Consider the following 22,786-nt stretch of genomic DNA (forward strand, 5'->3'; position numbering starts at 1 on the left):
CCGAAGAGGAAGACGAGCGGCCCCGGCCGCGAGGTGAGCCTGCCCAGACGGATGGCGGGCGGAGCTGCCCGTAACGCGAACGGACCTTGCTACGAGGCGAGCCGGTCCGACTGGGAGGCAAGCGCGGCTGCCCGTGCCATGAGCCGACCCGGCTGAGAGGGGGGCAGTACCGGGCGCGGCAGTGACGAGAGCGGGAACGATCGCGCCGCAAATGGGCCTTGTCGTAAGGCGAGTCGGCCCGGCGGGGAGGCGAGCGCGGCTGGTCGTGACGCGGCCCGGCCCAGCTGGAAGACGAGCGGGGTCGACTGCGCCGCGAACGGGCCCTGTCGAGATGCGAGCCGACCTGGCTCTGAGGCCAGGGGGAGCGGCCGCAACTGTGAGGCGAGCGAGACCGACTACAGCTGACCGTAATCGATTCTTACACCGTATGTTTGCCATGTGCCCACTATACTTACGTCGTAAGAATCGTCCATGTGAGGTAGGCCACCATGTCCCCGAACCGCACGCGCGGCCAGAACGCCGGGCTGACCCGCCAGGCCATCCTTGAGGCGGCTCTGGCGCTGGCCGATCGCGACGGGCTGAAGGCGTTGTCCATGCGGCGCATCGGTCAAGAGCTCGGGGTCGAGGCGATGTCCCTCTACCAGCACGTCGCGAACAAGGACGCCCTGCTCGACGGGCTGGTCGAGCAGATCTTCACCCAGGCCGCCCCGCCGCTCGCCGAGGCGGTCTCATGGCAGGAGGGTCTGCGTGAGTACGCCCGCGCACTGCTGCGCATCCTGCTCGCCCACCCGAACGTCATCTCCCTGGTGGTGAGCCGGCCCGCGATCACGCCGCAGAACCACCGCCTGATGGAGAACGCGCTCCACACGCTGCGGGCCGCCGGGCTGCCGCCCGAGCGAGCGCTGGACATGCTGTACGCCGTGACCGGTTTCGTCGTCGGCCATGTCGCCATCCTGGCCGGGAGCGGTGACGGGGGATCGCCGGCCCGGGGGATGCGGCCGATCCCCGAGGAGGAACTGCGGGAGACTCCGCTCCTCGCGCAGGCCACCCGGGTGCGACAGTCCTCCGATTCCGATCCTCGTTTCGACTTCGCCCTCGAAGCCATGCTGCGCGGCTTCGAGACTCTCTGAATTTTTATTTTTATTTTCCAGAAATTGATAATTGCTAGACTCCGGTACGTGACCGAAGAGACCAGCTTCGTGACGCCGTGTAAGCACTGTGGCGCGCCGATCGAGCAGCGGCGGGGCCGGGGCCGGCCGAAGTCGTACTGTCCCGACAAGGACTGCCAGGCCGCCGCCAAGCGCGAGCGGGAGCTGCGGCGGGCCACACCGGGGCTGGAAGGAGCGCTGGCCAGGGCCGAGCAGTTGTACGACCGGATGGAGGTCGGGCTGGCCGCGGCCCTCGAACCGCTCGCACGGGCGCTGGCCGAGGAGCTCAGCCCGGCGGGGGTCGAAGCCAAGATCAGCGCCGTCCAGGCCGAGGCGCACACCCGCGTGGCTATCGCGCGTACCGAGCGGGAGCAGGCGTTCGAGCAGGTACGGCTGGCGCGGGAGGCCGCCGAGCACGCCAGGAGGCAGACGGCCGAGATGCGGCAGCGCCTGGAGGAAGCCGAGAGTGAACGCGAGACCGCGCTGGCCGATGCGGAACGGGCACGGGAGCAGGCCCTGGCCGCCCTGCGTGAGGCCGCCAGCACCGAGCGGCAGGCGTTGCAGACGGTCGAGCAGGCCAAGCGACGTGCCGAGCTGGCCGAGCGCAGGGCCGAGGAGGCCGCCCGCCAGGTCGACATGACCGAGCAGGCCAAGGACCAGACGACACAGGAGCTGGCCGAGCGGGCCGGGCTGGCCGTCAGACAGGCGGAGGAGGCGCGGGCGGAGGTCGTACAGGCTCAGCAGGCGGCCGAGCTGGCACGGGAGCAGCGCGATCGGGCTCGGGAGGAGACTGCGGCCGCCGTTCGAGAGCGTGAGCGGGCCGAACGCGAAGCGGTCGGCGCGAAGGCCCGGGAGGAGGTGGCGGCGCAGGAGCGCGAACGGGCCGTGGCACAAGCCGTCACGGCGGAGCGAGCCGCCGCCGAGGCGGAACGCGACCGCGCGATGGCGCTCAGGGACGCGTCCCAGGCACAGGCCGAGGCGGAACGGCTGGCCGCGAAGGCGACGGCGGCGGAGGCCGACGGGGCGGCGGCCCTGGCCCGGGAGCGCAAGCTCGTCTCCAAGGAGCGAGCGAGGGCCGACGCGGCGGTCAAGGAGCGCGATCGGTTCCAGAGCGAGCTGCGGCTGGAGCGGATTCGGCTGGAGGACCTGCGGGCGGAACTGGAGGCGGTGCGCGCGGAGGCGGCGCAACTGCGGGAACGTGCGGTGGCCGCGGAACTGCGGGAACAGGCGCTGGCGGCGCAGCTACAGGCCCAGGTGGTCACCGCCGAGCCGCGGGACTAGGGGTCAGCGAGATCTGGCACGAAATCCGGCGTTAACGGACTTTTCCCACCGGTCGGCGAGCCCAGCGTTTCCTGCCTTTGAACTCGGCCCGCGCCGGATCCCGTTCGATTTCACAGCGCGCCATCCATTCACCCACGGTCACCACAGGCAACACTAGGTAGCGGTTGTGATGCTCTGATGAGGCCGCGTCTGACGAGTCGGTCTTGGGAGCGGCTGCTGTCCGGCCATCCGGCCCGCACTGACAACCTGGCCGACCGCAACGCGTACGTGTTCTGCCTGCCGGAGCAGCTCCACCGCCACCTCAAACGTCGCGAGATCCACGCACCCGCCTCCAGCCGGTGCGCGACCCGGACGCGCAACCGCTGAAAGGCGCTGGTCAAGGACAGCGTGCTGACCGACCTGGGCCTGCCCGAAGACCCCGCGGCGCTGCCGGCCGACCATGACGAGCGGCTGGATCGCGCCTACCGGGGCGCGGTGTTCAGGTCCGCCAACCCTGCCCACCGGCCTCGTGATCGTTCATCGGTGATCACCCCTGATCTTCCCTCATCCCGGGCTCCCAGGGCCAAAACAGGAGATGTAGCGCAACCAGCCTGCCGTTCCTCCGGCGCCCGTAGGCGGCCTCGACCCGTTGCCGGCCGATTGCTCGCGATCCACCGGCCACGCATCCGCTGCCGCGAAAACATGCCGCTTCACCTGCAGAAACAGGACTGCTCGACGATCGATTCATCCGCCGTGCCCGCAGATCAACGCGATCGTCACCGTCGCCCGCGACGCTCTGCAAGCCGCCGAGCAGGCGGAGAAGGCGCTGCGCTCCGGCGCGGAACTCGGGCCGCTGCACGGCGTGCCCTTCACGGTGAAGGACTCCATCGACACGGCTGGGGTGCTGACCCAGCGCGGCTCGCCCATCTTCAAGGGCCGGGTCCCCGGCACCGACGCGGTCGCCGTCGAGCGGATGAAACGCGCCGGCGCGATCGTGCTCGCGAAAACCAACCTTCCGGAATTCTCCTATTCCACCGAAACCGACAATCTGCTCACCGGCCGGACGAACAACCCGTGGAACCTCGACCGCACCTCGGGCGGGTCCAGCGGTGGCGAATCAGCCGCGATCGCGGCCGGCATGTCACCGATCGGTCTTGGCACCGACCTGGCCATCTCCGTACGCGGCCCCGCGGCCCACACCGGCATCGTCGCGTTGAAGCCGACCCACGGGCGCATTCCGATGACCGGGGTCTGGCCCCGAGTACCACGCCGGTTCTGGCACGTGGGCCCGATGGCCCGCACCGTCCGCGACATCGCCGCCGCCTACTCGCTGCTGGCCGGGCCGGACGGCGCCGACGGCTACGCGGTCAGCCCGCTCAGCCTGGACACCGGACTCGGCCCGGCACCGGACCGGCCGCTGCGGGTCGGCTGGCTGGTCGAACCCGGCTTCGGCCCCGTCGACCCCGAAGTCGCAGCCACCGTGCGGCCGCGGCCGACGCGCTGCAGAGCACCGGCGCGGTCGTGGAAGCCGTCCGCATCCCCGCGCTCGAACGCGACTTCGCCCTCGACGTCTTCAACGCCCTGCACGTCATGGAGATGAAGCCGGCCTTCGCCGGAACCACCGCCGGCCACGACGAGGACGAAATCTTCAAGATCGCCAAGGGTATGCTCGACACCCCTGACACGCCCTACCGCGACTACGTCCAGGCCGAGCAGGCACGCGAGCGGCTCAAAGACGGCTACGCCGAATACTTCCAGCGCTACGACGCGCTGCTGACACCGGTGCTGCCCATCCTCGCCCACAAGCACGGCGCGACCGAGTTCGTCATCAACGGCCAGACCGTCCCCGCCACCTACATCCAAGGAGCGACCGTCCCCCTGAACGTGACCGGACTGCCCGGGCTGTCGATGCGCTTCGGCACCAGCGGCGACGGCCTGCCCATCGGCGTACAGGTGATCGCCGGCCGGCTCGCCGAGTCGACCGTGCTCCACCTGGCAGCACAACTGGAAGCCGTCAGCCCTGTGCGTGACCTGCACCCCACGCTCTGACCGGCAACAGCGCGCGGGTATCCGCCAGGGCGCCGGGGCGGCGGCCAGACGGGCTGGTCCTGACGTCGACGGTGTCCGTCACCGGCCGGCACGCCGGCGCTCCCGGCTCAGCAGGCGTTGGTCTGCCCTCCAGGTACGGGGGTGGCGGCGGCCGCGGGCAGGCCGGGCTGGGCCCAGAGCAGGTAGGACAGGGCGTTGAGGTCCGCGGCGGAGCCGATCCTGAAGGCGCCGGGCTGCTTCGGGACGGCGAGGCCGTAGTGCCCGGCGTTGGTCCTGACGCACCAGGAGCGATCCTGGGTTCCTCCCTGCCAGTCCTGGAACTCGCTCGTCCAGGACTTGGCGGGCATGGACATGCAGGCGTGCAGCGTCGGCCGGCCGGGACCGGGGAACAGCGCGGCCGTGGCCCCGTTGACCGGCTTCGGGCCCACGTTGAAGCCGAACGTCTCGACCTGGACGTCCGCCGCGCGGGCTTCGGGCGAGTTGTCCGGCGAGGCCCGGCCGGTGTCGAGGTCGAGGAAGCCGTCCAGGTCGCCGGGGACGGTGCCGCGCAGCGCGATCCCGTCGCCGTTCCCGGCGTCGGTGACGGTGACCTCCGCCGCGGTGCCGCGCGGGATGATCACCTTGATCTGCCGCTCCTTGACGTAGAGGTCCACGTGCTTGAGCTGCGCGCCGTTCACGCTGACCTTGAGCTCGTGATCGGTGCCGAGCTCGAACACGCTCGTCCGCCGCTGCCCCTGGAGCGTCTGCTCGATCAGCAGCCACGTCTTGTCCTCGGGCACCGCGTGCTCGATGAGGTACCGCGCCAGCGCGTCCGCCGCGAACAGGCCGAGGCTGACCGCGAGACCGGGGATGCTCTTCGGCGCCGCCTCGGGCAGGACGGCGAGGACGATGGGCGAATAGGCCTCGTAGACGCCGGCGATCGTCTTCGGCGTGCAGTCGTTCTCGTCGCAGCCCGAGATCAGGCCGCCGATCAGAACGCAGGTGACGGCTGCGGATACGGATACGGGTGCTGATGCTGTGTGTCGAGGCATGGCTCGTCCCCCCACCGGTCGCGTGGTGTCCCCTCGCCTGTCGCGTGGCGTCCTCCGCCCGTCGCGTGGCCCCTGCTCCAGGATCGGCTCGCGGGCGCGTGCCGGCAAGCGTCCGATAACGAGTCCGTCGCGCCACGGCGAGGACTCCACACAGCATGGATTCGGCAAGGCGCTACGTTGCCACGGAGGTCCCCGACCAGGCTGATCTACCCTTCCGGCATGGCATTTGTTATCCCGGAGATCAAGGTCGGCCTGGCCGAGCTCGGCGGCGAGCAGGGGACCTGGTGCACGAAGTGCGGCAAGCGCGCGACCCTGTACATCGTCGATCCGGAGACCGGAGGCCACGCGTTCGCCTGCACGGCCGACGTCGGCGCGGAGATCGAGGACATGCTGCTGCGGACCGCCGGCTAGCCGGAACGAAGCCTATACCGGTGGATAACGGGCAAAGGGAGAGCACCGGCCGGCAGCCGTGACGTCGCGAAACATTCATCCGCCGGACGGAGGAACCGTTTACAGTGCCCACGCGCGAAAGATCCATCCGCGTGCGCCTAGACAGAAAGTTCCCCCATGCGACTCCCAGGCTTCATCGTCCAGCGGCTGCGTACCGCGCTCGTCCACTCGGCCGCGCTGGCCGCCGTGGCGGCGACGCTCGTCTCCGCCCAGCCCGTTTCGGCGGACGCCTCGACACCACCGGAAACGGCCGCCGGTCGGCAGGTGAAGCGCGGCGAGCCGGTGGTCTGGTCGCATCGGGGCGCCTCGAAGAACGCGCCGGAGGAGACGACCGCGGCCTACCGGCGGGCCCTGGCCGACGGCGCCGACGTCCTCGAAGGCGACCTCGCCCAGACCAAGGACGGCGTGCTCGTGGTCATCCACGACAACACCCTCGCCCGGACGACGAACGCCGAGGAGGTCTTCCCCGACCGCGCCCCGTGGAACGTCATCGACTTCACCCTGGCCGAGATCAAGCAGCTCGACGCCGGCTCGTGGTGGGACCCCGCCTTCGCCGGGCAGCGGATCCTCACCCTGCGCGAGTGGTTCCAGCTCACCGGCGGCCGGGCGGGCCTCGCGCCCGAGCTCAAGTCGCCCACCCTCTACCCCGGCATGGTGGAGAACCTGGTCAAGGAGCTGCGCGCTTGGGGCTACACCCACGACCTCAAGGCCAGGAACGGCGCTCCGCAGATCTGGGTCCAGTCCTTCGACGAGGCCGCGCTGCGCCAGTTCCACGCGCTGCTGCCCAAGGTGCCCACGCTCTTGCTCCGCAGCGGCTACCCGTTCATGACGGCGACCGACGAGGTGCTCACCGAGCTCGCCACCTGGACCACCGCGATCGCCGGCAACCCGGTCCAGACCACCGCCTCCCAGGTCGCCCGGGTCCAGTCCTTCGGGCTGAAGGTCGTCAGCGAGGTCGAGGACGGCCCGTCCATCCTGAGCATGATCGAGCTTCAGGGGTACGACTACCTGTTCACCAACGTGCCGGACGTCGCCAAGGCCGTGCTGGACGACAAGAAGCCGCTGCGTACGACCCACGGCGTCGTCATCGACAGCGTGGTGTACAACCCCGACGGCAGCGACGTCGAGCCCGGCGGAGGCGAGTACGTCGCCCTCCGCAACACCACCCGCAGGCCGATCGAGCTGAACGGCTACACCCTGCGCGAGTTCGGCAACACCCTCCTGCGGGTGGGCGAGCGCGCCGTCATCGAGCCGGGCAGCTTCTACAAGGTGTACGTCGGCCCCGGCACCGACCGGCCGGACGCGCACTTCAACGGGCTGACCGCGGGGGTGCTCGCCAACACGGTCACCGACCACGTCTACCTGTACGACTCCAGGCGGGTCATGGAAGACCTGTACTCCTACATCGCCTCCTGACGGGAAGCACGGCGGAGGCAGAGGAGACGGCGGAACCTTGTGCGCGGTCCGGGCATCTAACACGCCGTGAACGCGCTCATCGCTGGAGATCCGCAGCACATCGGCGAGTACTGGCTGGCGGGCCGGCTCGGCGCCGGTGGCCAGGGGGTCGTGTACGACGCCTACGACGGGGAGGGCCGCCGGGTCGCGCTCAAGGTGCTCCATGCGACCGGCGACCAGGCGGGCCGTGACCGGTTCGCCAAGGAGGCGGCGGCCGCCGGCCGGGTGGCGTCGTTCTGCACGGCCAGGGTGCTGGACTCCGACCTGTCGGGCAGCCGGCCGTACATCGTCAGCGAGTACGTGCCGGGGCCGAGCCTGCGCCAGGCGATCACCCAGGGGCGCAGGTTCACCGGGGACGATCTGCACCGGCTGGCCACGGCGGTAGCCACCGCGCTGACCGCCGTGCACGACGCGGGCGTGATCCACCGCGACCTCAAGCCGGACAACGTGCTGCTCGGCCCCGACGGTCCACGGGTGATCGACTTCGGCATCGCGCGCACCGCGGACATGTCGCTGACCAGGACCGGCGAGGTGGCCGGCACGCCCACGTACATGGCGCCCGAGGTGTTCATGGGGCAGCGGGCGGGGGCTCCCGCCGACGTGTTCGCCTGGGGCGCGATCATGGTGTTCGCGGCCACCGGCGCGGACCCGTTCAGAGCCGACAATCTGGGCGGGGTCATGCACCAGGTGCTGTCGGCGCAGCCCGACCTGGGTGGGCTGCCGCCGCGGCTGGCCACGCTGGTGGCCGCCGCGATGGACAAGGACCCCGCGGCCCGTCCCACGGCGCGCGACCTGCTGCTCGCGCTGGTCAGCGGCAACGGACGCGACATGCGCGGGCTGCTGACTGCGGGCAGTCACGCGGCCAGGGGCGTGCACGTGCCCGACTCGGCCGTCCCGGCGCTGGGCACGATCGCCGAGGACGCCTACGAGGCGCTCACGCCGGACGAGCGCGAGCTGGCCGCCGAGGTCTTCCTGCGCATGGTGGCGGTCACCGACGACGGGCACGAGACCGTTCGCTGGGCGCTCAAGGAGGAGCTGCTGGCGGGCCGGTCCGAGCGGGAGATCGTGGCCATCGAACGCATCCTGCGCGCGTTCTCCTACCTGGTGACGCAGAAGGGCGACGCGGTCGGGCTGTCGCGTCCCGCCCTGCTGCGCGCCTGGCCGCGGCTACGACTGTGGGTGGACGGCGACCGTGACGGGCTCGCCGTAGTGAGTCAGATCAGCGACGCGGCCCGCCGCTGGGCCGAGAACGGGCACAAGGACGGCGACCTGCTGCAGGGCAGCCGGCTGGACGACGTGCTGACCTGGGCGGCCACCGGGCGCAGGCACATCACGCTGACGCCGGGCGAACGTGACTTCATCGCCGCGGGCACCCGGCTGACCAGGAAGCGCATCCGCCGCAGGCGGCTGACCACGCTCGCGCTGTCGGGATTGCTGGCGGTGGCGCTGGTGGCGGGCGGCATCGCGGTGCTGCAGAGCAGGCAGGTGGCCGAGCAGAGCACGCTGGTCGGCCGGCAGCGCGACCAGGCTGTGGGCCGGCAGGTCGCGGCCGAGGCCGACAAGCTGCGCACCACCGACCCGGCCGGGGCGATGCTGCTCAGCGTGGCCGGCTGGCGGCTGGCCCCGGGCACCGACACCAGGCGGAGCCTGACGACGTCGCTGACGATGCCGGAGAGCGCGGTCTTCCGCGACCCGGGCGCCAAGGGGGTCTCCGCGGCCGCGGCGGCGGCCGACGGGCGGACGCGGGTCATCGCCGGCGAGGACGGGGTGCGGGTCTACGACACCCCCTCGCGGCGGCAGACGGCGTTCTGGACGTGGCCGGACGGGCTGCGCGCCCTGCCGACCGCGGCCGCGCTCAGCCCGGACGGCAGCACCCTGGTGATCGTCAGCAGGGACAAGGCGTACTCCTGGGACACCATGACGGGCAGGAAGTTGTACGAGCACCGCGTGGGCGAGGGCACCCCGGGCGTGCAGGTCGCCTTCGACGGGCACGAGAGCCTGGCCGCGGTGATGCGGGAGCAGTCGGTGGAGTTCCTGTGGGACACCAGGACCGGCAGGTCGTACACGCCGGAGCTGGAGGCGGACCCCGCTCCGGCCATCGCTCCTTCCGGCGCCTACATCGCCGGGGTCGGCCTCAACCAGGGCGGGCTGAAGGTGATCCGCCTGCCCGATCTCACCGTGGACACCCGGATCCCGAAGAAGTGCGGCGCGGTGGTGGCGTTCACGCCGGACAGCCGGCGGCTGCTCTGCGCGAACGGCGACATCGAGGCGTGGGACCTGCGCACCGCCAGGAAACTGCCCGACGAGGACCGGCCGTTCTGGCAGAACTCGGCCGCGGACGACCTCAGCGGCGCGAGACTGCGGGTCAGCAGCGACGGCCGACGGTTGCTGGCCGCCGACGGGCGGAGGATCCACCTGTGGGACGCGGACGAAGGCGACGAGCTCTACACGTACCAGGCGGAAGGCGAGGTCGACGAGGTCTGGCTGGACCCTGACGGCGGGTCCATCCGCTATCTGCTCGACAACTCGATCATCTCCGTCGATCCCGGTTCCCGCAGCTCCTCCCGCGAACTGCCCGGCGGGTACATCGTCGACGCCTTCAGCCAGGACGCCCGCCTGATCGCCGCCACGAAGGACGACGGCCCCGTACGCGTGGGCGACGGGCGCGGACCCGGCCTGCCGATGCGCGGCAGCGAGGGCGGCACCAGCACGCTGTTCGACCCGGCGGGCAGACGGCTGGCCGTCCTCACAACCGAGCACACGGCGATCTCCGTCTGGGACGTGGCCACGGGCACCCGGCTGTGGCGCTACGCCGTTCCGAAGGATCAGCTCGTGCTCTCGCGGGCGTTCACCCCCGACGGCGGCAAGCTGGTGCTGTCGCTCAAGGAGCTGAGTCAGCGGGACGCGCGTAACGAGCTGATCGTGCTGGCCGCCGACAGTGGCCGCGTGCTCTCCCGGCACCCCCTCAACACCGCCACCGGGACCATCGTCTCCAACCGTGACGGTACGGCGGTGGTGAGCAGCACGGGCAAGGTGCTCGACCTGCGCACCGGAGCCGCCGTCGGCCCCGGCTTCCACGGCGAGGGGCAGACCCTCGCGGTCAGCCCTTCTGCGCCGCTGGTGGCCCTCGGCTCCACCACGGTCGAGCTGTGGGACCTCGCGAAGGGCGCCGAGTTGCCTCCCGCCCTGCGCGTGGCGAGCAACGCCCAGGTCGAGGCCGTGCTGTTCGGCCATCGCGGCGATCTGCTCGCCCTGATCAGCAGAAGCATCGGTGAGACGTTCGACGACGTCTACACTGTCCAGATCTGGGACGTCGCCTCACGGCAGCGGCTCGGCTCGTTCCCCATCGAGATCTTCGACCTGCTGGCGTTCAGCGCCGGCGACGACCGCCTCTACGTCTCGGGCAACAAGTCGGGGACCGTCACGGAGATCCCGGTCGCGGGGGACCGGATCGCCGAGCTCGTGTGCGAGCGCGCCGGTCGTACCTTGAGCGTGCGGGAGTGGGACCAGTACCTGAAAGACGTCCGGTACCGGGATGTCTGCTCGCGCTGAGCAGATCCACCTCAGGGTGGAGATCACGGGTCTCATGCCACAGGTTGAGGACCCCCGTACGGCGTGTGACTAGCGTCTCCGATCCAGGAGGCGACATCACATGGACAAACGCAAGCTCATCGTCGGACTGCTGTGGGACGCCGGGCTGCCCACCGCGGTCTTCTACCTGTGCCGGGCGCTCGGCCTCGACCCCATGCCGGCTCTCATCGCGGGCGGGCTGGCGGCGTTGGCCCGGGTCGGGTACGTCGCGGTCGTACGGCGCCGGCTGAACGGGCTTTCCGCCCTCATGGCCGCGACCTTTTTGCTGCTGCTCGTCGTGTCGGCGCTCACCGGAGACCCCCGGGTGCTGCTGGCCAAGGAGTCGATCCTGACCGGCGCGGCGGGCCTGCTGCTGGTGGGCTCCTGCGCGCTCGGCCGGCCGGTGCTCTTCGCCCTCGTCCGGCGTCTCGGCGCGGGCGGCGACGAGGCACCAGGGCGGTGGGAGGAACGGTGGCGGACCGAGCCGGCGCTCAGGCGGCAGTTCTATCTACTGAGCCTGGTGACGGGCAGCGGGCTGCTGCTCGACGCCGTCGTACGGGTGGTGCTCGTCTACCTGCTGCCCATCGACACGATGGCGGGCCTGTCGACGGCGCTGCACGTCACCACGCTCGTCCTGCTGGGCGGCTGGGTGACGTGGTACCGGCGCCGCCGCGTTCAGGCCGCCCACCCAGTTGCCGGCCACCCCGTTACGGCGACAGGATCGGAGCACACTCATGCGCGGTAAGGGAATCCACTACGACACCGGGACCCGCGTGACGGACGGGTGGAGCCGGCCGGCGTTCGACGTCTCGGACGTGCGCCGCGACATGCGGGTCATCGCCCGCGAGCTGCACTGCACCGCCGTACGCGTCACCGGCAGCGATCCCGGCCGGCTGACGATCGCGGCCGAGCAGGCGGCCGAGGCGGGGCTGGAGGTGTGGTTCGCCCCGTTCCCGTGCGATCTGACCACCGGGCAACTGCTGCCGCTGTTCGCCGAATGTGCCGACCGCGCCGAGACACTGCGCCGGAACGGTGCCAGTGTCGTGCTGGTCACCGGGGGCGAGCTGAGCATGTTCTGCCACGGGTTCCTGCCCGGGGACGACTTCCTCACCCGCATCGCCCTGTTCACAGGGGCCAACCCTGATTCGCGGGAGGGGCTCGCCGCGCTGCCCGCGCGGATCAACGCCTTCCTCGCCGAGGCCGCCGACACGGTCCGCGCGCGGTTCGGGGGCAAGATCACGTACGCCTCCCTGCCGTTCGAGCGGGTGGACTGGGCGCCCTTCGACTACGTCGCGGCCGACGCCTACCGCGCGGCGCGCAACGCCGCCACCTTCCGTGAGGAGCTCCGCGACCTGCACCGTCACAGCCGTCCGGTGGTGATCACCGAGTTCGGCTGCTGCACCTACCGCGGCGCCGCGGACAAGGGCGGGGCCGGCTTCCTGATCGTCGACCGTGACCACGCACCCTGGCGGCTGGACGGCCACTACGAACGGGACGAGGACGGGCAGGCCGCCTATCTGCGTGACCTGCTGCGCGTCTTCGAGGAGGAGGGCGTGGACACGGCCTTCTGGTACACCTTCGCCAGTTACCGCTACCCGCACCACGCCGACCCCCGATTCGACCTGGACCTGGCCGCGTACGGGCTCGTCCGGGTCGACCCGGACCTGAGCCTTCGGCCCAAGGCCGCCTTCCACGCCCTCGCCGCCGAATACGGCGAGGAGCGAAGGTGATGATCACCGGTCAGAAGACGCCGTTCACCTGGTTGGACTCGCTGGTGATGGTGTCGCCGGCGCCGTCGACCCACCTGGCCCTGATGAAGATCTCGTCGCCGGCGGTGTCGAGCGAGCCCCAGTCCTCGTTGAGCTGGTCGTGCGTGGCGGGCAGCCGTACGTGCAGGTGGATGCCGTTGTCGTCGGCGTAGAGCGGCCCCCTCCTGTAGGTGTACGGGCCCATCTGCAGGTTGTCGAACCAGGTGTCGCGTCCCATGACCCGCAGCTCGACCCGCGCGCCGTTGTTGATGTAGCCCTGCCCGTCGTACCTGTTCGACGGGAGCCAGACGTCGATGTTGACGGCGTAGGTGTTGTTGTCGTGGCTCGGCCCGGGGAAGGTCTCGATGCTCAGGCCGACGTGCATCTCGGTCACGGCCGCCGCCGGCAGGGTCGCCACGGACAGGGCCAGGGCGAGGCCGGCTCCCAGGGCGGCCAGCCGCCGTCCGAGTCGGCCCGCCCGGCCGGAGGGTACGGCCCGCGGCCGCTGGTCACGGGTGCGGTGGATCAAGGCGAACATGGGTCTCCTTTTCGTCAAGGGCGCTGCCCTCGGGCGGTGGCGGCTTCACCGGGAAGACGTTCCGCGCCGTTCCAAGCCGTTCCAGCCGTCTGGGGGAGTACGTGGTTTGACCTTGACGTGGCGTCAACCTGTTCAATGAGACGCATGAGGATCGGCGAGCTCGCGGCGCTGGCCGGGGTGTCCACCCGGACCATCCGCCACTACCACCACCTGGGGCTGCTCCCCGAGCCGGAACGACTGGCCAACGGCTATCGCGAGTACCGGCTGCGCGACGCGGTGGCGCTCGCCCGCGTGCGGCGTCTGGCCGAGCTGGGCCTGTCGCTCGACGAGGTCCGCGACGTCCTGGCCGACGACGAGGGCCAGGAGCTGCGAGAGATGCTGCTGGAGCTGGACGCCGACCTGGCCAGGGAGCAGGCGGCGATCGCCGCCAGAAGGGCCCGGCTGGCGGGGCTGCTGGCGGAGGCGGACCTGCATCCCGACTCGACGGTCTCGCCCGACATGGCGGAGGTGCTGCGCGGCCTGCCCACGGGTACCTCGGCGTTCGCCGAGTTCGACCGCGAACTGCTGACCCTGGCCGCCAGCGGGCGCGACCCGGAGGGCCGGGCCGAGTTCGCCGAGCTGCTGCGGCCGCTCACCGAGCCGGAGGCGTACGCGCGCGGGCAGGTCCTCATCGCCCGGCTGGACGAGCTCGCCGACGCCGATCCCGATGATCCGCGCGTGGCCGTGGTCGCCGGTGACCTCGCGGCCCACCTGCCCGGCGAGATGGTCTCGGCGACGCTGGGGAGCCTCGACGACACGAGTATCGGCCACTGGCTGGAGGAGATGCTGCGCGAGCTGCCCGCCGCCCAGGCCCAGGTCTTCCAGCTGCTCGTGAAGCGACTGCGGCGAGGGTGAAGGTGTTCAGAGCCGGGCGGTGACAGCAGCTCGTGGAGCGGGGGCGGCGGAGACGGTGTCAGAGCCGGGCGGCGACGCCGACCAGCCGGGCCAGGGGGAGTGAGCGGCTGTGTGCGGGCCAGGCGAGGGTGGTGGTGACGGCGGGCGCGTCGCTCACGGGAACGGCGGCGTGCTCGGCCCACAACCAGGCGTAGGCGGAGGCGGGAATGACGATCAGGGCGAGCCCGAGCGCGACCAGCTGCGCCATCTGAGCCTGGTCCTTGACCTCGGGGCCGGGGCCGGGCGGATAGCTGCCGTCCAGCCGGGGCCAGCGCGCGATCGGCAGATCGGGTACGCCGGCCGCCTCGGCCATGGACAGCGAGTCGCGCATGGCCAGCGGATGCCCGGCCGGCATGACGGCGACCTGCCCCTCGGTCAGCAGGTCCTGGGTGTCGAACCCGGACAGGTCGTCGAAGGGCCGGTGCACGAGCGCCACGTCGGCCCGGCCCTCGCGCAGGAGCCTGGCCTGCTCACCGATGCCGCACATCAGCACCTCGACCTCGGCCGCCTCCGGTTCCGCGGCGTACGCGTCGAGAAGCTTGCGCAGCAGCTCGTGGGAGGCCCCGGCCTTCGTCGCCAGCACCAGGCGGTCGCCGTGCTGGGCGGCGCGGCGGGTACGGCGGGCGGCGGCGGTCGCGGCGTCGAGGGCCGCGCGGGCCTCGTGCAGCAGCACCTCCCCGGCGGCGGTGAGCGCGACGCCGCGCCGGTCGCGCTCCAGCAGGGTGACACCCAGGCGCCGCTCCAACTGCTGGATCGCCCGCGACAGCGGCGGCTGCGCCATCCCGAGGCGCTCGGCGGCCCGGCCGAAGTGCAGCTCCTCGGCGACGGCCACGAAGTACCTCAGCTCACGGGTCTCCAGGGTGTCCACCGCACCAGCATAATCCGGTGATACCTGCCGGGTATGACAGCGCACCCGATCGGTGTTGGAGCTCCCCGGCGGCCCGGGGGCAGGATCGACACCGTGAGCGAGAAGAAGATCGCGCTGGTGACCGGCGCGAACAAGGGGATCGGATACGAGATCGCGGCCGGGCTCGGCGCTCTCGGCTACGGCGTCGCAGTGGGCGCCCGCGACGACGCCCGGCGGGAGACCGCCGTCGAGAAGCTGCGCGCCGCCGGGGTGGACGCCTTCGGGGTGCCGCTCGACGTGACCAGCGACCAGAGCGTCACCGCGGCGGCCGAGCTCGTCGAACGCCGGACCGGGCGGCTGGACGCCCTGGTCAACAACGCGGGCATCTCGGGAGCGATGTCGGCGGAATGGATCCAGGATCCGACCACGACCGACCTGGACGAGGTCCGCAGGGTCCTGGAGACCAACGTCATCGGCGTCATCCGGGTGACGAACGCGATGCTGCCACTGCTGCGGCAGGCGCCGTCGCCGCGCATCGTCAATGTGTCCAGCAGCGTCGCCTCCCTGACCTGGCAGGCGGACCCGGACGTCAACGTCGGCCCCCTCATGAGCATCTACGCGCCGACGAAGACGTACCTGAACGCCGTCACGCTGCAGTACGCCCGGCAGTTCGCCGGCACGGACATCCTGATCAACGCGGTCTGCCCCGGCCTGGTCGCGACCGACTTCACCGGCTTCCAAGGGCCCCGCACACCCGAGCAGGGCGCGGCCGTGGCGATCCGCTTCGCCACGCTGCCCGACGGCGGTCCCACCGGGTCCTTCTTCCAGGACGACGGCGTCATTCCCTGGTGACTCGAACGCCTGGCTCGTGCGGAAGTTGACGAAGGTGCCGCCGCTGTGACAAGCTGAAGGCGGCACCGAGGTTGACGCTCATAGTAGGTGTAGACATTCGTTTGCATTTTGCGTTATGCTGCTCCCTCGCGCTGCCTTACTCCGCCCCGGGTCGCTCCGGGGCGTTTGGCATGCGCGCAGTCCGATTCCATCCGTGCCCCGGAAGGACATCTGTTGGCAGCTTCGCGCACCGCCTCCGCCATACCCGCCGGTCCCCGCCGTGTCTCCTTCGCCCGCATCGAAGAGCCTCTGGAAGTTCCCGACCTTCTCGCCCTGCAGACCGAGTCCTTCGACTGGCTGCTCGGCAACGACGCCTGGAAGGCCCGGGTGGAGGCGGCTCGCCTGGCCGGGCGTAAGGACGTCCCGGTCCAGTCGGGCCTGGAAGAGATCTTCGAGGAGATCAGTCCCATCGAGGACTTCTCGGGGACCATGTCCTTGTCGTTCCGCGACCACCGGTTCGAGCCGCCCAAGTACTCCGTAGACGAGTGCAAAGACAAGGACATGACCTTCTCCGCCCCGATGTTCGTGACGGCGGAGTTCATCAATAACACCACCGGTGAGATCAAGAGCCAGACGGTGTTCATGGGCGACTTCCCGCTCATGACCCCGAAGGGCACGTTCATCGTGAACGGCACCGAGCGGGTCGTCGTCACCCAGCTGGTCCGTTCGCCGGGCGTCTACTTCGAGCGCAGCGTCGACAAGACGACGGACAAGGATCTCTACGGCTGCAAGGTGATCCCGTCGCGGGGCGCCTGGCTGGAGTTCGAGATCGACAAGCGCGACAGCGTCGCCGTCCGCGTCGACCGTAAGCGCAAGCAGGCCGTCACCGTGCTGCTGAAGGCACTGGGCTGGACCAACGAGAAGATTCTCGAGCGGTTCGGCCAGTTCGAGTCGATGCGGGCCACCCTGGAGAAGGACCACACGGCCGGCCAGGACGACGCCCTGCTCGACATCTACCGCAAGCTGCGGCCCGGTGAGCCGCCGACCAGGGAGTCGGCGCAGACCCTGCTGGAGAACCTCTACTTCAACCCCAAGCGGTACGACCTGGCCAAGGTGGGCCGCTACAAGATCAACAAGAAGCTCGGGGTGGACGCCGAGATCACGCACGGCACCCTGGCCGAGGACGACATCGTCTCGATGATCGAATACCTAGTGCGGCTGCACGCCGGCGAGACGTCGATGGGCTCGACGGGTGAGGTCGTCGTGGACGTCGACGACATCGACCACTTCGGCAACCGCCGCCTGCGCAGCGTCGGCGAGCTCATCCAGAACCAGGTCCGGCTGGGCCTGGCCAGGATGGAGCGCGTCGTGCGCGAGCGGATGACGACGCAGGACGTCGAGGCGATCACGCCGCAGACCCTGATCAACATCCGGCCGGTCGTGGCGTCGATCAAGGAGTTCTTCGGCACCTCGCAGCTGTCGCAGTTCATGGACCAGACCAACCCGCTGGCCGGCCTGACGCACAAGCGGCGGCTGAACGCGCTCGGCCCCGGCGGCCTGTCGCGTGAGCGGGCGGGCATGGAGGTGCGCGACGTGCATCCGTCCCACTACGGCCGGATGTGCCCGATCGAGACCCCCGAAGGCCCGAACATCGGCCTGATCGGCTATCTCGCGTGCTTCGCCCGCCTCAACGCCTTCGGCTTCGTCGAGACGCCTTACCGCAAGGTCGTCGACGGCAAGGTGACCGAGCGGATCGACTACCTGACCGCCGACGAGGAGGACCGGTTCATCATCGCGCAGGCGAACTCCGCGCTGACGGCGGACGGCGGCTTCGCGGAGAACCGGGTGCTCGTACGGCGCAAGGGCGGCGAGTTCGAGCACGTACGGGCCGAGGAGGTCGACTACATCGACGTGTCGCCGCGCCAGATGGTGTCGGTGGCCACCGCGATGATCCCCTTCCTGGAGCACGACGACGCCAACCGCGCGCTGATGGGTGCGAACATGCAGCGCCAGTCGGTGCCGCTGCTCAAGAGCGAGGCGCCGCTGGTCGGCACCGGCATGGAATACCGTGCCGCGACCGACACGGGCGACGTGCTCAGCGCGGAGAAGGCCGGTGTGGTGGAGGAGGTCTCCGCCGACTACATCACCGTGATGAACGACGACGGCACGCGGACGACGTACCGGGTGGCGAAGTTCAAGCGCTCCAACCAGGGCACGAGCTTCAACCAGAAGCCCATCGTGGCCGAGGGCGACCGGGTCGAGGTCAACCAGGTCATCGCCGACGGCCCCTGTACCGACAACGGTGAGATGGCGCTCGGCAAGAACCTGCTCGTGGCGTTCATGCCGTGGGAGGGCCACAACTACGAAGACGCGATCATCCTGTCCCAGCGGCTGGTCCAGGACGACGTCCTGTCCTCGATCCACATCGAGGAGCACGAGGTCGACGCCCGTGACACCAAGCTGGGCCCGGAGGAGATCACCCGCGACATCCCCAACGTCTCCGAGGAGGTCCTGGCCGACCTCGACGAGCGCGGCATCATCCGGATCGGCGCCGAGGTCGTGCCCGGCGACATCCTGGTCGGCAAGGTCACGCCCAAGGGCGAGACCGAGCTGACGCCGGAGGAGCGGCTGCTGCGCGCGATCTTCGGTGAGAAAGCCCGTGAGGTCCGCGACACCTCGCTGAAGGTGCCGCACGGCGAGCAGGGCAAGGTCATCGGGGTCAGGGTGTTCTCACGCGCCGACGGGGACGAGCTGCCGCCGGGGGTCAACGAGCTGGTCCGCGTCTACGTGGCGCAGAAGCGTAAGATCACCGACGGTGACAAGCTGGCCGGCCGGCACGGCAACAAGGGCGTCATCTCCAAGATCCTGCCGGTCGAGGACATGCCGTTCCTGGAGGACGGCACCCCGGTCGACATCATCCTCAACCCGCTGGGCGTGCCCGGCCGGATGAACGTCGGCCAGGTGCTGGAGATGCATCTGGGCTGGATCGCCGCCAGGGGCTGGGACATCTCCGGCATCGAGGAGGCCTGGGCCGAGCGGCTGCGCGACAAGGGCTTCGAGCGGGTCGAGCCGCGGACCCGGATGGCCACGCCGGTCTTCGACGGGGCGAACGAGGAGGAGATCGTCGGGCTGCTCGACAGCACCGTGCCCAACCGCGACGGGGATCGGATGGTGCGCGGGAGCGGCAAGGCGCAACTGTTCGACGGCCGTTCGGGGGAGCCGTTCCCGTATCCGATCGCCGTGGGGTACGTCTACATCCTCAAGCTGCACCACCTGGTCGATGACAAGATCCACGCGCGTTCGACCGGCCCGTACTCCATGATCACCCAGCAGCCGCTCGGCGGTAAGGCCCAGTTCGGTGGCCAGCGCTTCGGTGAGATGGAGGTGTGGGCGCTGGAGGCGTACGGCGCCGCCTACGCCCTGCAGGAGCTGCTGACCATCAAGTCCGACGACGTTGTCGGCCGGGTGAAGGTCTACGAGGCCATCGTCAAGGGCGAGAACATCCCCGAGCCCGGCATCCCCGAGTCCTTCAAGGTGCTCATCAAGGAGATGCAGTCGCTGTGCCTGAACGTCGAGGTGCTCTCCAGCGACGGCATGTCCATCGAGATGCGCGACACCGACGAGGACGTCTTCCGCGCGGCGGAAGAGCTCGGTATCGATCTGTCCCGGCGTGAGCCGAGCAGCGTCGAAGAGGTCTGACGCTCCCGCGACCCGGCGGAGGACGCCCGTCCGTCCTCCGCCGCGCTGCGAAGCAGCGCCAAGGGTACGGCTGCCCTCTGACGGTTGCCCTGGCCGGCCCAGGTCTGACCGAGGACGTCGACGAGTCCGCGCTGACCACCGGTGCCGGCGGTGCCCAACGGCGCGAACGTCGTCCCGAAGCTGAGGCGGGGCCGGTCACCGACAAACAGCTGAAGTGCCTCAGTTGATCACGGTCTTGGCCGGTCCCTGACGCCGGGGCTGATCAGGCGGTGGGCGACACCTGGGCGGCCCCCACTGGGTCGGTGCGACCAGCCCAAAAGTAGCTCTCTGTAGTTGTTGTCACCGTATGTGTCTGAAGCTGCTGAACCGAACGGCTGACAGGGGAAGTCGACCTGTCGCTGGCGAAGCTGTCAGCAGGTACACGTGATCGTGTTGGCTCTGGTCAACGCGTCGCCGCCGGCGTCCAGCACGCGGGTGATCTCGCGGGCGGACAGCAGCACATCCACACGGGCCACCGCGCTGACCGGTGCGTCGTCCAGGTCGTCCTGGCTGTCGGCGAAGCCGCCGGTCTGCCAGGCTTACGGCCACACCGCTGCCGTCACACCTGCGCCACCCCGTCTACGCCACGGTGGAGCCGACCCGGCCCACGTCCAAGCCCTCCTCGACGAATGTCGCTATCGTCCGCAGGTCCATTCGCGTCCGAGCCGTTGCGTTCCCGGAGGTCCGTATGTTCCCCTTGGCTGCTCATGGAAGAAGGGGGGTGTGGCGAACCATCTCCGGCCTCGCTGTTCCTCTTTTGTGGCCGGGTCCCTTAATTTCGCTGCCCAGCTCGGAATTGTCGCCATTCTGGGGCGTATGGGGGGAGAGGTCATTTATGTACGTTCCCTGTATCAGCCTGTCAGCCTCATCGTCCTTGCCCTGAGTGTGGGCTTCGCGGTCTGTAACCAGGTAACCGCCGCGATCAGCAAGGGGGCCGGGCGCCCCGGGACGTCATGTCGAACGCCGCCAGCCCGGCCAGGGTATGGCTCGGGTTCGGCGCGGCCCTGTACCTGCTCCTCGCGGTCGCGGCTCCCTCCCTGACCGGTCTTCTCCATGTGGACGCCGGTCTGCTGGTCGTCGGGGAGGAGCTGTGTGCGTCCAGCCTGCGCGGCTATGGGTATGCGCGGCAGGCCACCGTCCTGGTCATCTGTACGGCGAGAGTGCGGGCCGCCTACTTGCCTGACGTGACTGACACGCCTTCAACCGCGCTGACCAGCAGATTCGCTCTGGTCGCCCGTGTGCCCGTGCCTCCGGCGCCGCAGCGGCGCGTGCGCTGGGCGCACACGTTCAGCCCATCCCGACCTTCTGGTGTTCAGGGTCGATGACGAAGACGGTGCGGGGGCTGTCGTGGGGGTAGGGCTGGTCGGTGTACTTCGCGGCGATGGCGTCGATGATTTCCCAGGTGGCGTCGCCTTCGATGCGGTCGACGACTCGGCCGCGGACGACGATGGGCTCGAACCACTTGGCGGCGGGAACGATGGAGATGGCGACGCGGGGGTCGCGGGCGAGGTTGCGGGCCTTGCGGGTGTGCGGGCCGGTGAAGAAGATGACCTGTTCGCCGCGGGCCGCGACATACACGGGTGCGCTGTGCGGCGCGCCGTCGGGGCCGATGGTGGCGAGGTGACCGAAGGACGCGGCGTCGAGGGCGGCGCGTACGGCGGGATCCAGCATGGTGAGACTCCTCAACGGGGATTGGTGGTTCGCCAGTCGACGTAGTCGGCGACGGCGCGGTTGATGTCGAACTCCGGCGTGAATCCGGTGTCGGCGGTGAGCCGGGTGATGTCCAGGTACGGCGCGGGGCCCATGGTGCGGCCGGGAAGCAGGTCGCCGGCGATCTCCGGGCGGACGGCCTTGACCGCCTCGACGAACTCGCGGTTGCTGACCGGTTGCCCGCTGGACACGTTGTAGACGGTGTGCGGCAGCGTCGGAGCCGTTGTCAGCAAGGCGATCGCGCGGCCCGCGTCCGGTGCGTAGCAGGAGTCCTCGGCGGCGTCGTCGGGCAACGCCGGCGGTGTTTCGCCGCGCAGGACCGCGCCGATGTACGGCGGTTTCGGGCTGAATGCGGACTCCGGATCCATCAGCGGCCCCCACGTGCTCCCGATGCGCAGCAGCACCGGCTGTACGTCGGTGCCCTGCAGGGCGTGGGTGACGATCGGCTCGGCGGCCTTCTTGAACGCGATGATGAGGTGCGGGTAGTCCGCCACCGGGAGCGGCAGGTCCTCGGTCCAGCAGATCTCTGGCCGGCCGATGTAGTTGCCGATGCTGCTGGCCACCGCGAATCGTCCTACGCCCCAGGTCCGAGCCGCGTCCAGCGCGTTCAGCAGGCCGGTCAGATCGGTGCGGAAGAACGACACCGGGTCATCGCCCGGGATGCTGCCGGCCAGGTGCACGATGTCGCTGATCTCGTACCGCTTGCCCAGGGACAGAAACCCCTCCCGGTCGGTCACATCGAGCGTCTCCACCGTCGCCGCACCCGCGAGGAACGACGGTAGGTCGGAACGCCGGTGCGAGGTGACGATCACCTCCTGACCCAGGTCCAGGAGCGCGCGGGCGGTGTGGGCGCCGATCATGCCGAGCCCGCCGGTGACGAGGATCATCGGACCACCTCGTAGCGCAGGTGCGTCACGCCCGGCGCCGGGACGGCCTCGAGCAGGCGCAGCTCGACATGCTGGGGAAGTGCCTGGAAGAACGGGTGCCCGCCGCCGAGCAGGACCGGGACCTGGTGCAGGACGATCTCGTCGACCAGCCCGGCAGCCAGCGCGGAGGTGACGGCACCGCCGCCCATGATGCCGACATCCTTGCCGTCGGCAAGCTTGCGGGCGATCTCGACCGCCGCTTCGATGGTGGAGGCGACCGTCTGCGTCGGATGCAACTCCGGCACCGGCCGGTGGGTCAGGACAACGAGCGGCGCGTTCGGGTGCGGACTGCCGTCGGTGAAATGACTGGAGTGTTCGTACGTCGTCCACCCGCAGATCACGGCGCCGTCCCGGCCCGCGAGCTCGTCGAAGATCCGGGCGCTCTCCGGGCTCAGCTTGAACCCGTCGCCGAACACCTTGCTCGGGGTGTCGCCGTTGAAATACCAGTCGAACAGCATGCCGGCATCGCCGAGCCCGCGACCGAACTCGTCGGCGCCCTCCGGCGTCCGGCCACTGATGTAGCCGTCGACCGAGACGGCGAGCGCCGCCACT

Annotated in this window: 19 protein-coding genes; 13 read left to right on the plus strand and 6 right to left on the minus strand. The window is 70.1% G+C overall.

Features of this window, described 5'->3' with window-relative positions; genetic code table 11:
• Positions 1 to 488 precede the first annotated feature (488 nt).
• The 5 genes from AB0C28_RS30570 to AB0C28_RS30590 all read left to right on the plus strand — a co-directional run bounded on the left by AB0C28_RS30570 (position 489) and on the right by AB0C28_RS30590 (position 4,457).
• Positions 489 to 1,130, plus strand: a complete 642-nt coding sequence (locus tag AB0C28_RS30570; RefSeq protein WP_358079372.1) for a TetR/AcrR family transcriptional regulator C-terminal domain-containing protein — start codon at positions 489 to 491, stop codon at positions 1,128 to 1,130.
• A 48-nt stretch (positions 1,131 to 1,178) separates the two neighbouring features.
• The gene (locus tag AB0C28_RS30575; RefSeq protein ID WP_357861454.1) at positions 1,179 to 2,429 is read left to right on the plus strand and encodes a hypothetical protein; all 1,251 of its coding nucleotides are present in this window, start codon (positions 1,179 to 1,181) and stop codon (positions 2,427 to 2,429) included.
• Positions 2,430 to 2,606: 177 nt separating this feature from the next.
• Positions 2,607 to 2,795 (plus strand): hypothetical protein, encoded by a 189-nt coding sequence (locus tag AB0C28_RS30580; RefSeq protein WP_358079374.1) that lies wholly within the window; start codon positions 2,607 to 2,609, stop codon positions 2,793 to 2,795.
• Between the two features lie 262 nt (positions 2,796 to 3,057).
• Positions 3,058 to 4,008, plus strand: a complete 951-nt coding sequence (locus AB0C28_RS30585; RefSeq protein WP_358079376.1) for an amidase — start codon at positions 3,058 to 3,060, stop codon at positions 4,006 to 4,008.
• Complete coding sequence (locus AB0C28_RS30590) at positions 3,930 to 4,457, plus strand: amidase family protein (RefSeq protein ID WP_358079378.1); 528 nt, start codon at positions 3,930 to 3,932, stop codon at positions 4,455 to 4,457. The genes AB0C28_RS30585 and AB0C28_RS30590 overlap by 79 nt, the downstream gene beginning before the upstream one ends.
• A 107-nt stretch (positions 4,458 to 4,564) precedes the next feature.
• Here the strand turns inward: AB0C28_RS30590 and AB0C28_RS30595 are convergent, their stop codons facing one another.
• Positions 4,565 to 5,488, minus strand: a complete 924-nt coding sequence (locus AB0C28_RS30595) for a hypothetical protein (protein ID WP_358079380.1) — start codon at positions 5,486 to 5,488, stop codon at positions 4,565 to 4,567.
• 219 nt (positions 5,489 to 5,707) lie between these two features.
• On the opposite strand from AB0C28_RS30595, the gene AB0C28_RS30600 reads away from it, so the two are divergent.
• From AB0C28_RS30600 to AB0C28_RS30620, 5 genes are all read left to right on the plus strand, one after another.
• A complete protein-coding gene (locus AB0C28_RS30600; RefSeq protein ID WP_346103884.1) occupies positions 5,708 to 5,899 on the plus strand; it encodes a hypothetical protein in 192 nt (63 codons plus the stop codon).
• A 156-nt stretch (positions 5,900 to 6,055) separates the two neighbouring features.
• On the plus strand, positions 6,056 to 7,354 hold the full coding sequence (locus AB0C28_RS30605; protein ID WP_358079382.1) for a glycerophosphodiester phosphodiesterase family protein: 1,299 nt from the start codon (positions 6,056 to 6,058) through the stop codon (positions 7,352 to 7,354).
• 66 nt (positions 7,355 to 7,420) lie between these two features.
• Positions 7,421 to 10,945, plus strand: a complete 3,525-nt coding sequence (locus AB0C28_RS30610; RefSeq protein WP_358079384.1) for a serine/threonine-protein kinase — start codon at positions 7,421 to 7,423, stop codon at positions 10,943 to 10,945.
• A 100-nt stretch (positions 10,946 to 11,045) separates the two neighbouring features.
• Positions 11,046 to 11,708, plus strand: coding sequence for a VC0807 family protein (locus tag AB0C28_RS30615; protein WP_358079386.1), 663 nt, complete (start codon positions 11,046 to 11,048; stop codon positions 11,706 to 11,708).
• Positions 11,698 to 12,693, plus strand: a complete 996-nt coding sequence (locus tag AB0C28_RS30620; protein ID WP_358079388.1) for a hypothetical protein — start codon at positions 11,698 to 11,700, stop codon at positions 12,691 to 12,693. Before AB0C28_RS30615 ends, AB0C28_RS30620 begins: the two co-directional genes overlap by 11 nt.
• 10 nt (positions 12,694 to 12,703) lie before the next feature.
• Here the strand turns inward: AB0C28_RS30620 and AB0C28_RS30625 are convergent, their stop codons facing one another.
• Positions 12,704 to 13,249 (minus strand): hypothetical protein, encoded by a 546-nt coding sequence (locus tag AB0C28_RS30625; RefSeq protein ID WP_358079390.1) that lies wholly within the window; start codon positions 13,247 to 13,249, stop codon positions 12,704 to 12,706.
• A 144-nt stretch (positions 13,250 to 13,393) separates the two neighbouring features.
• Between AB0C28_RS30625 and AB0C28_RS30630 the strand changes: the two genes are divergently transcribed.
• Positions 13,394 to 14,143 carry a MerR family transcriptional regulator gene (locus AB0C28_RS30630; RefSeq protein WP_358079392.1) on the plus strand — a complete coding sequence of 250 codons (750 nt, stop codon included), beginning with the start codon at positions 13,394 to 13,396 and terminating at the stop codon, positions 14,141 to 14,143.
• Positions 14,144 to 14,201: 58 nt separating this feature from the next.
• On the opposite strand, the gene AB0C28_RS30635 is transcribed toward AB0C28_RS30630, so the two are convergent.
• A complete protein-coding gene (locus tag AB0C28_RS30635; protein ID WP_357861436.1) occupies positions 14,202 to 15,050 on the minus strand; it encodes a LysR family transcriptional regulator in 849 nt (282 codons plus the stop codon).
• A gap of 93 nt (positions 15,051 to 15,143) precedes the next feature.
• Between AB0C28_RS30635 and AB0C28_RS30640 the strand changes: the two genes are divergently transcribed.
• Together AB0C28_RS30640 and rpoB are read left to right on the plus strand one after the other, a co-directional pair.
• Complete coding sequence (locus AB0C28_RS30640; protein WP_358079394.1) at positions 15,144 to 15,881, plus strand: SDR family oxidoreductase; 738 nt, start codon at positions 15,144 to 15,146, stop codon at positions 15,879 to 15,881.
• A 213-nt stretch (positions 15,882 to 16,094) separates the two neighbouring features.
• On the plus strand, positions 16,095 to 19,559 hold the full coding sequence (rpoB, locus tag AB0C28_RS30645; RefSeq protein ID WP_358079396.1) for a DNA-directed RNA polymerase subunit beta: 3,465 nt from the start codon (positions 16,095 to 16,097) through the stop codon (positions 19,557 to 19,559).
• A gap of 1,326 nt (positions 19,560 to 20,885) precedes the next feature.
• On the opposite strand, the gene AB0C28_RS30650 is transcribed toward rpoB, so the two are convergent.
• From AB0C28_RS30650 to AB0C28_RS30660, 3 genes are read right to left on the minus strand one after another with little or no spacing between them, the layout of a single operon-like run.
• The gene (locus AB0C28_RS30650; RefSeq protein ID WP_357861131.1) at positions 20,886 to 21,269 is read right to left on the minus strand and encodes a TIGR03618 family F420-dependent PPOX class oxidoreductase; all 384 of its coding nucleotides are present in this window, start codon (positions 21,267 to 21,269) and stop codon (positions 20,886 to 20,888) included.
• A gap of 11 nt (positions 21,270 to 21,280) precedes the next feature.
• Positions 21,281 to 22,195, minus strand: coding sequence for an NAD(P)-dependent oxidoreductase (locus tag AB0C28_RS30655; protein ID WP_357861128.1), 915 nt, complete (start codon positions 22,193 to 22,195; stop codon positions 21,281 to 21,283).
• Positions 22,192 to 22,785 (minus strand): dihydrofolate reductase family protein, encoded by a 594-nt coding sequence (locus tag AB0C28_RS30660; RefSeq protein ID WP_357861125.1) that lies wholly within the window; start codon positions 22,783 to 22,785, stop codon positions 22,192 to 22,194. Before AB0C28_RS30660 ends, AB0C28_RS30655 begins: the two co-directional genes overlap by 4 nt.
• Between the last annotated feature and the right edge of the window lies 1 nt (position 22,786).

The sequence above is a fragment of the Nonomuraea sp. NPDC048892 genome, from assembly GCF_040649735.1.
GTDB lineage: Bacteria > Actinomycetota > Actinomycetes > Streptosporangiales > Streptosporangiaceae > Nonomuraea > Nonomuraea maheshkhaliensis.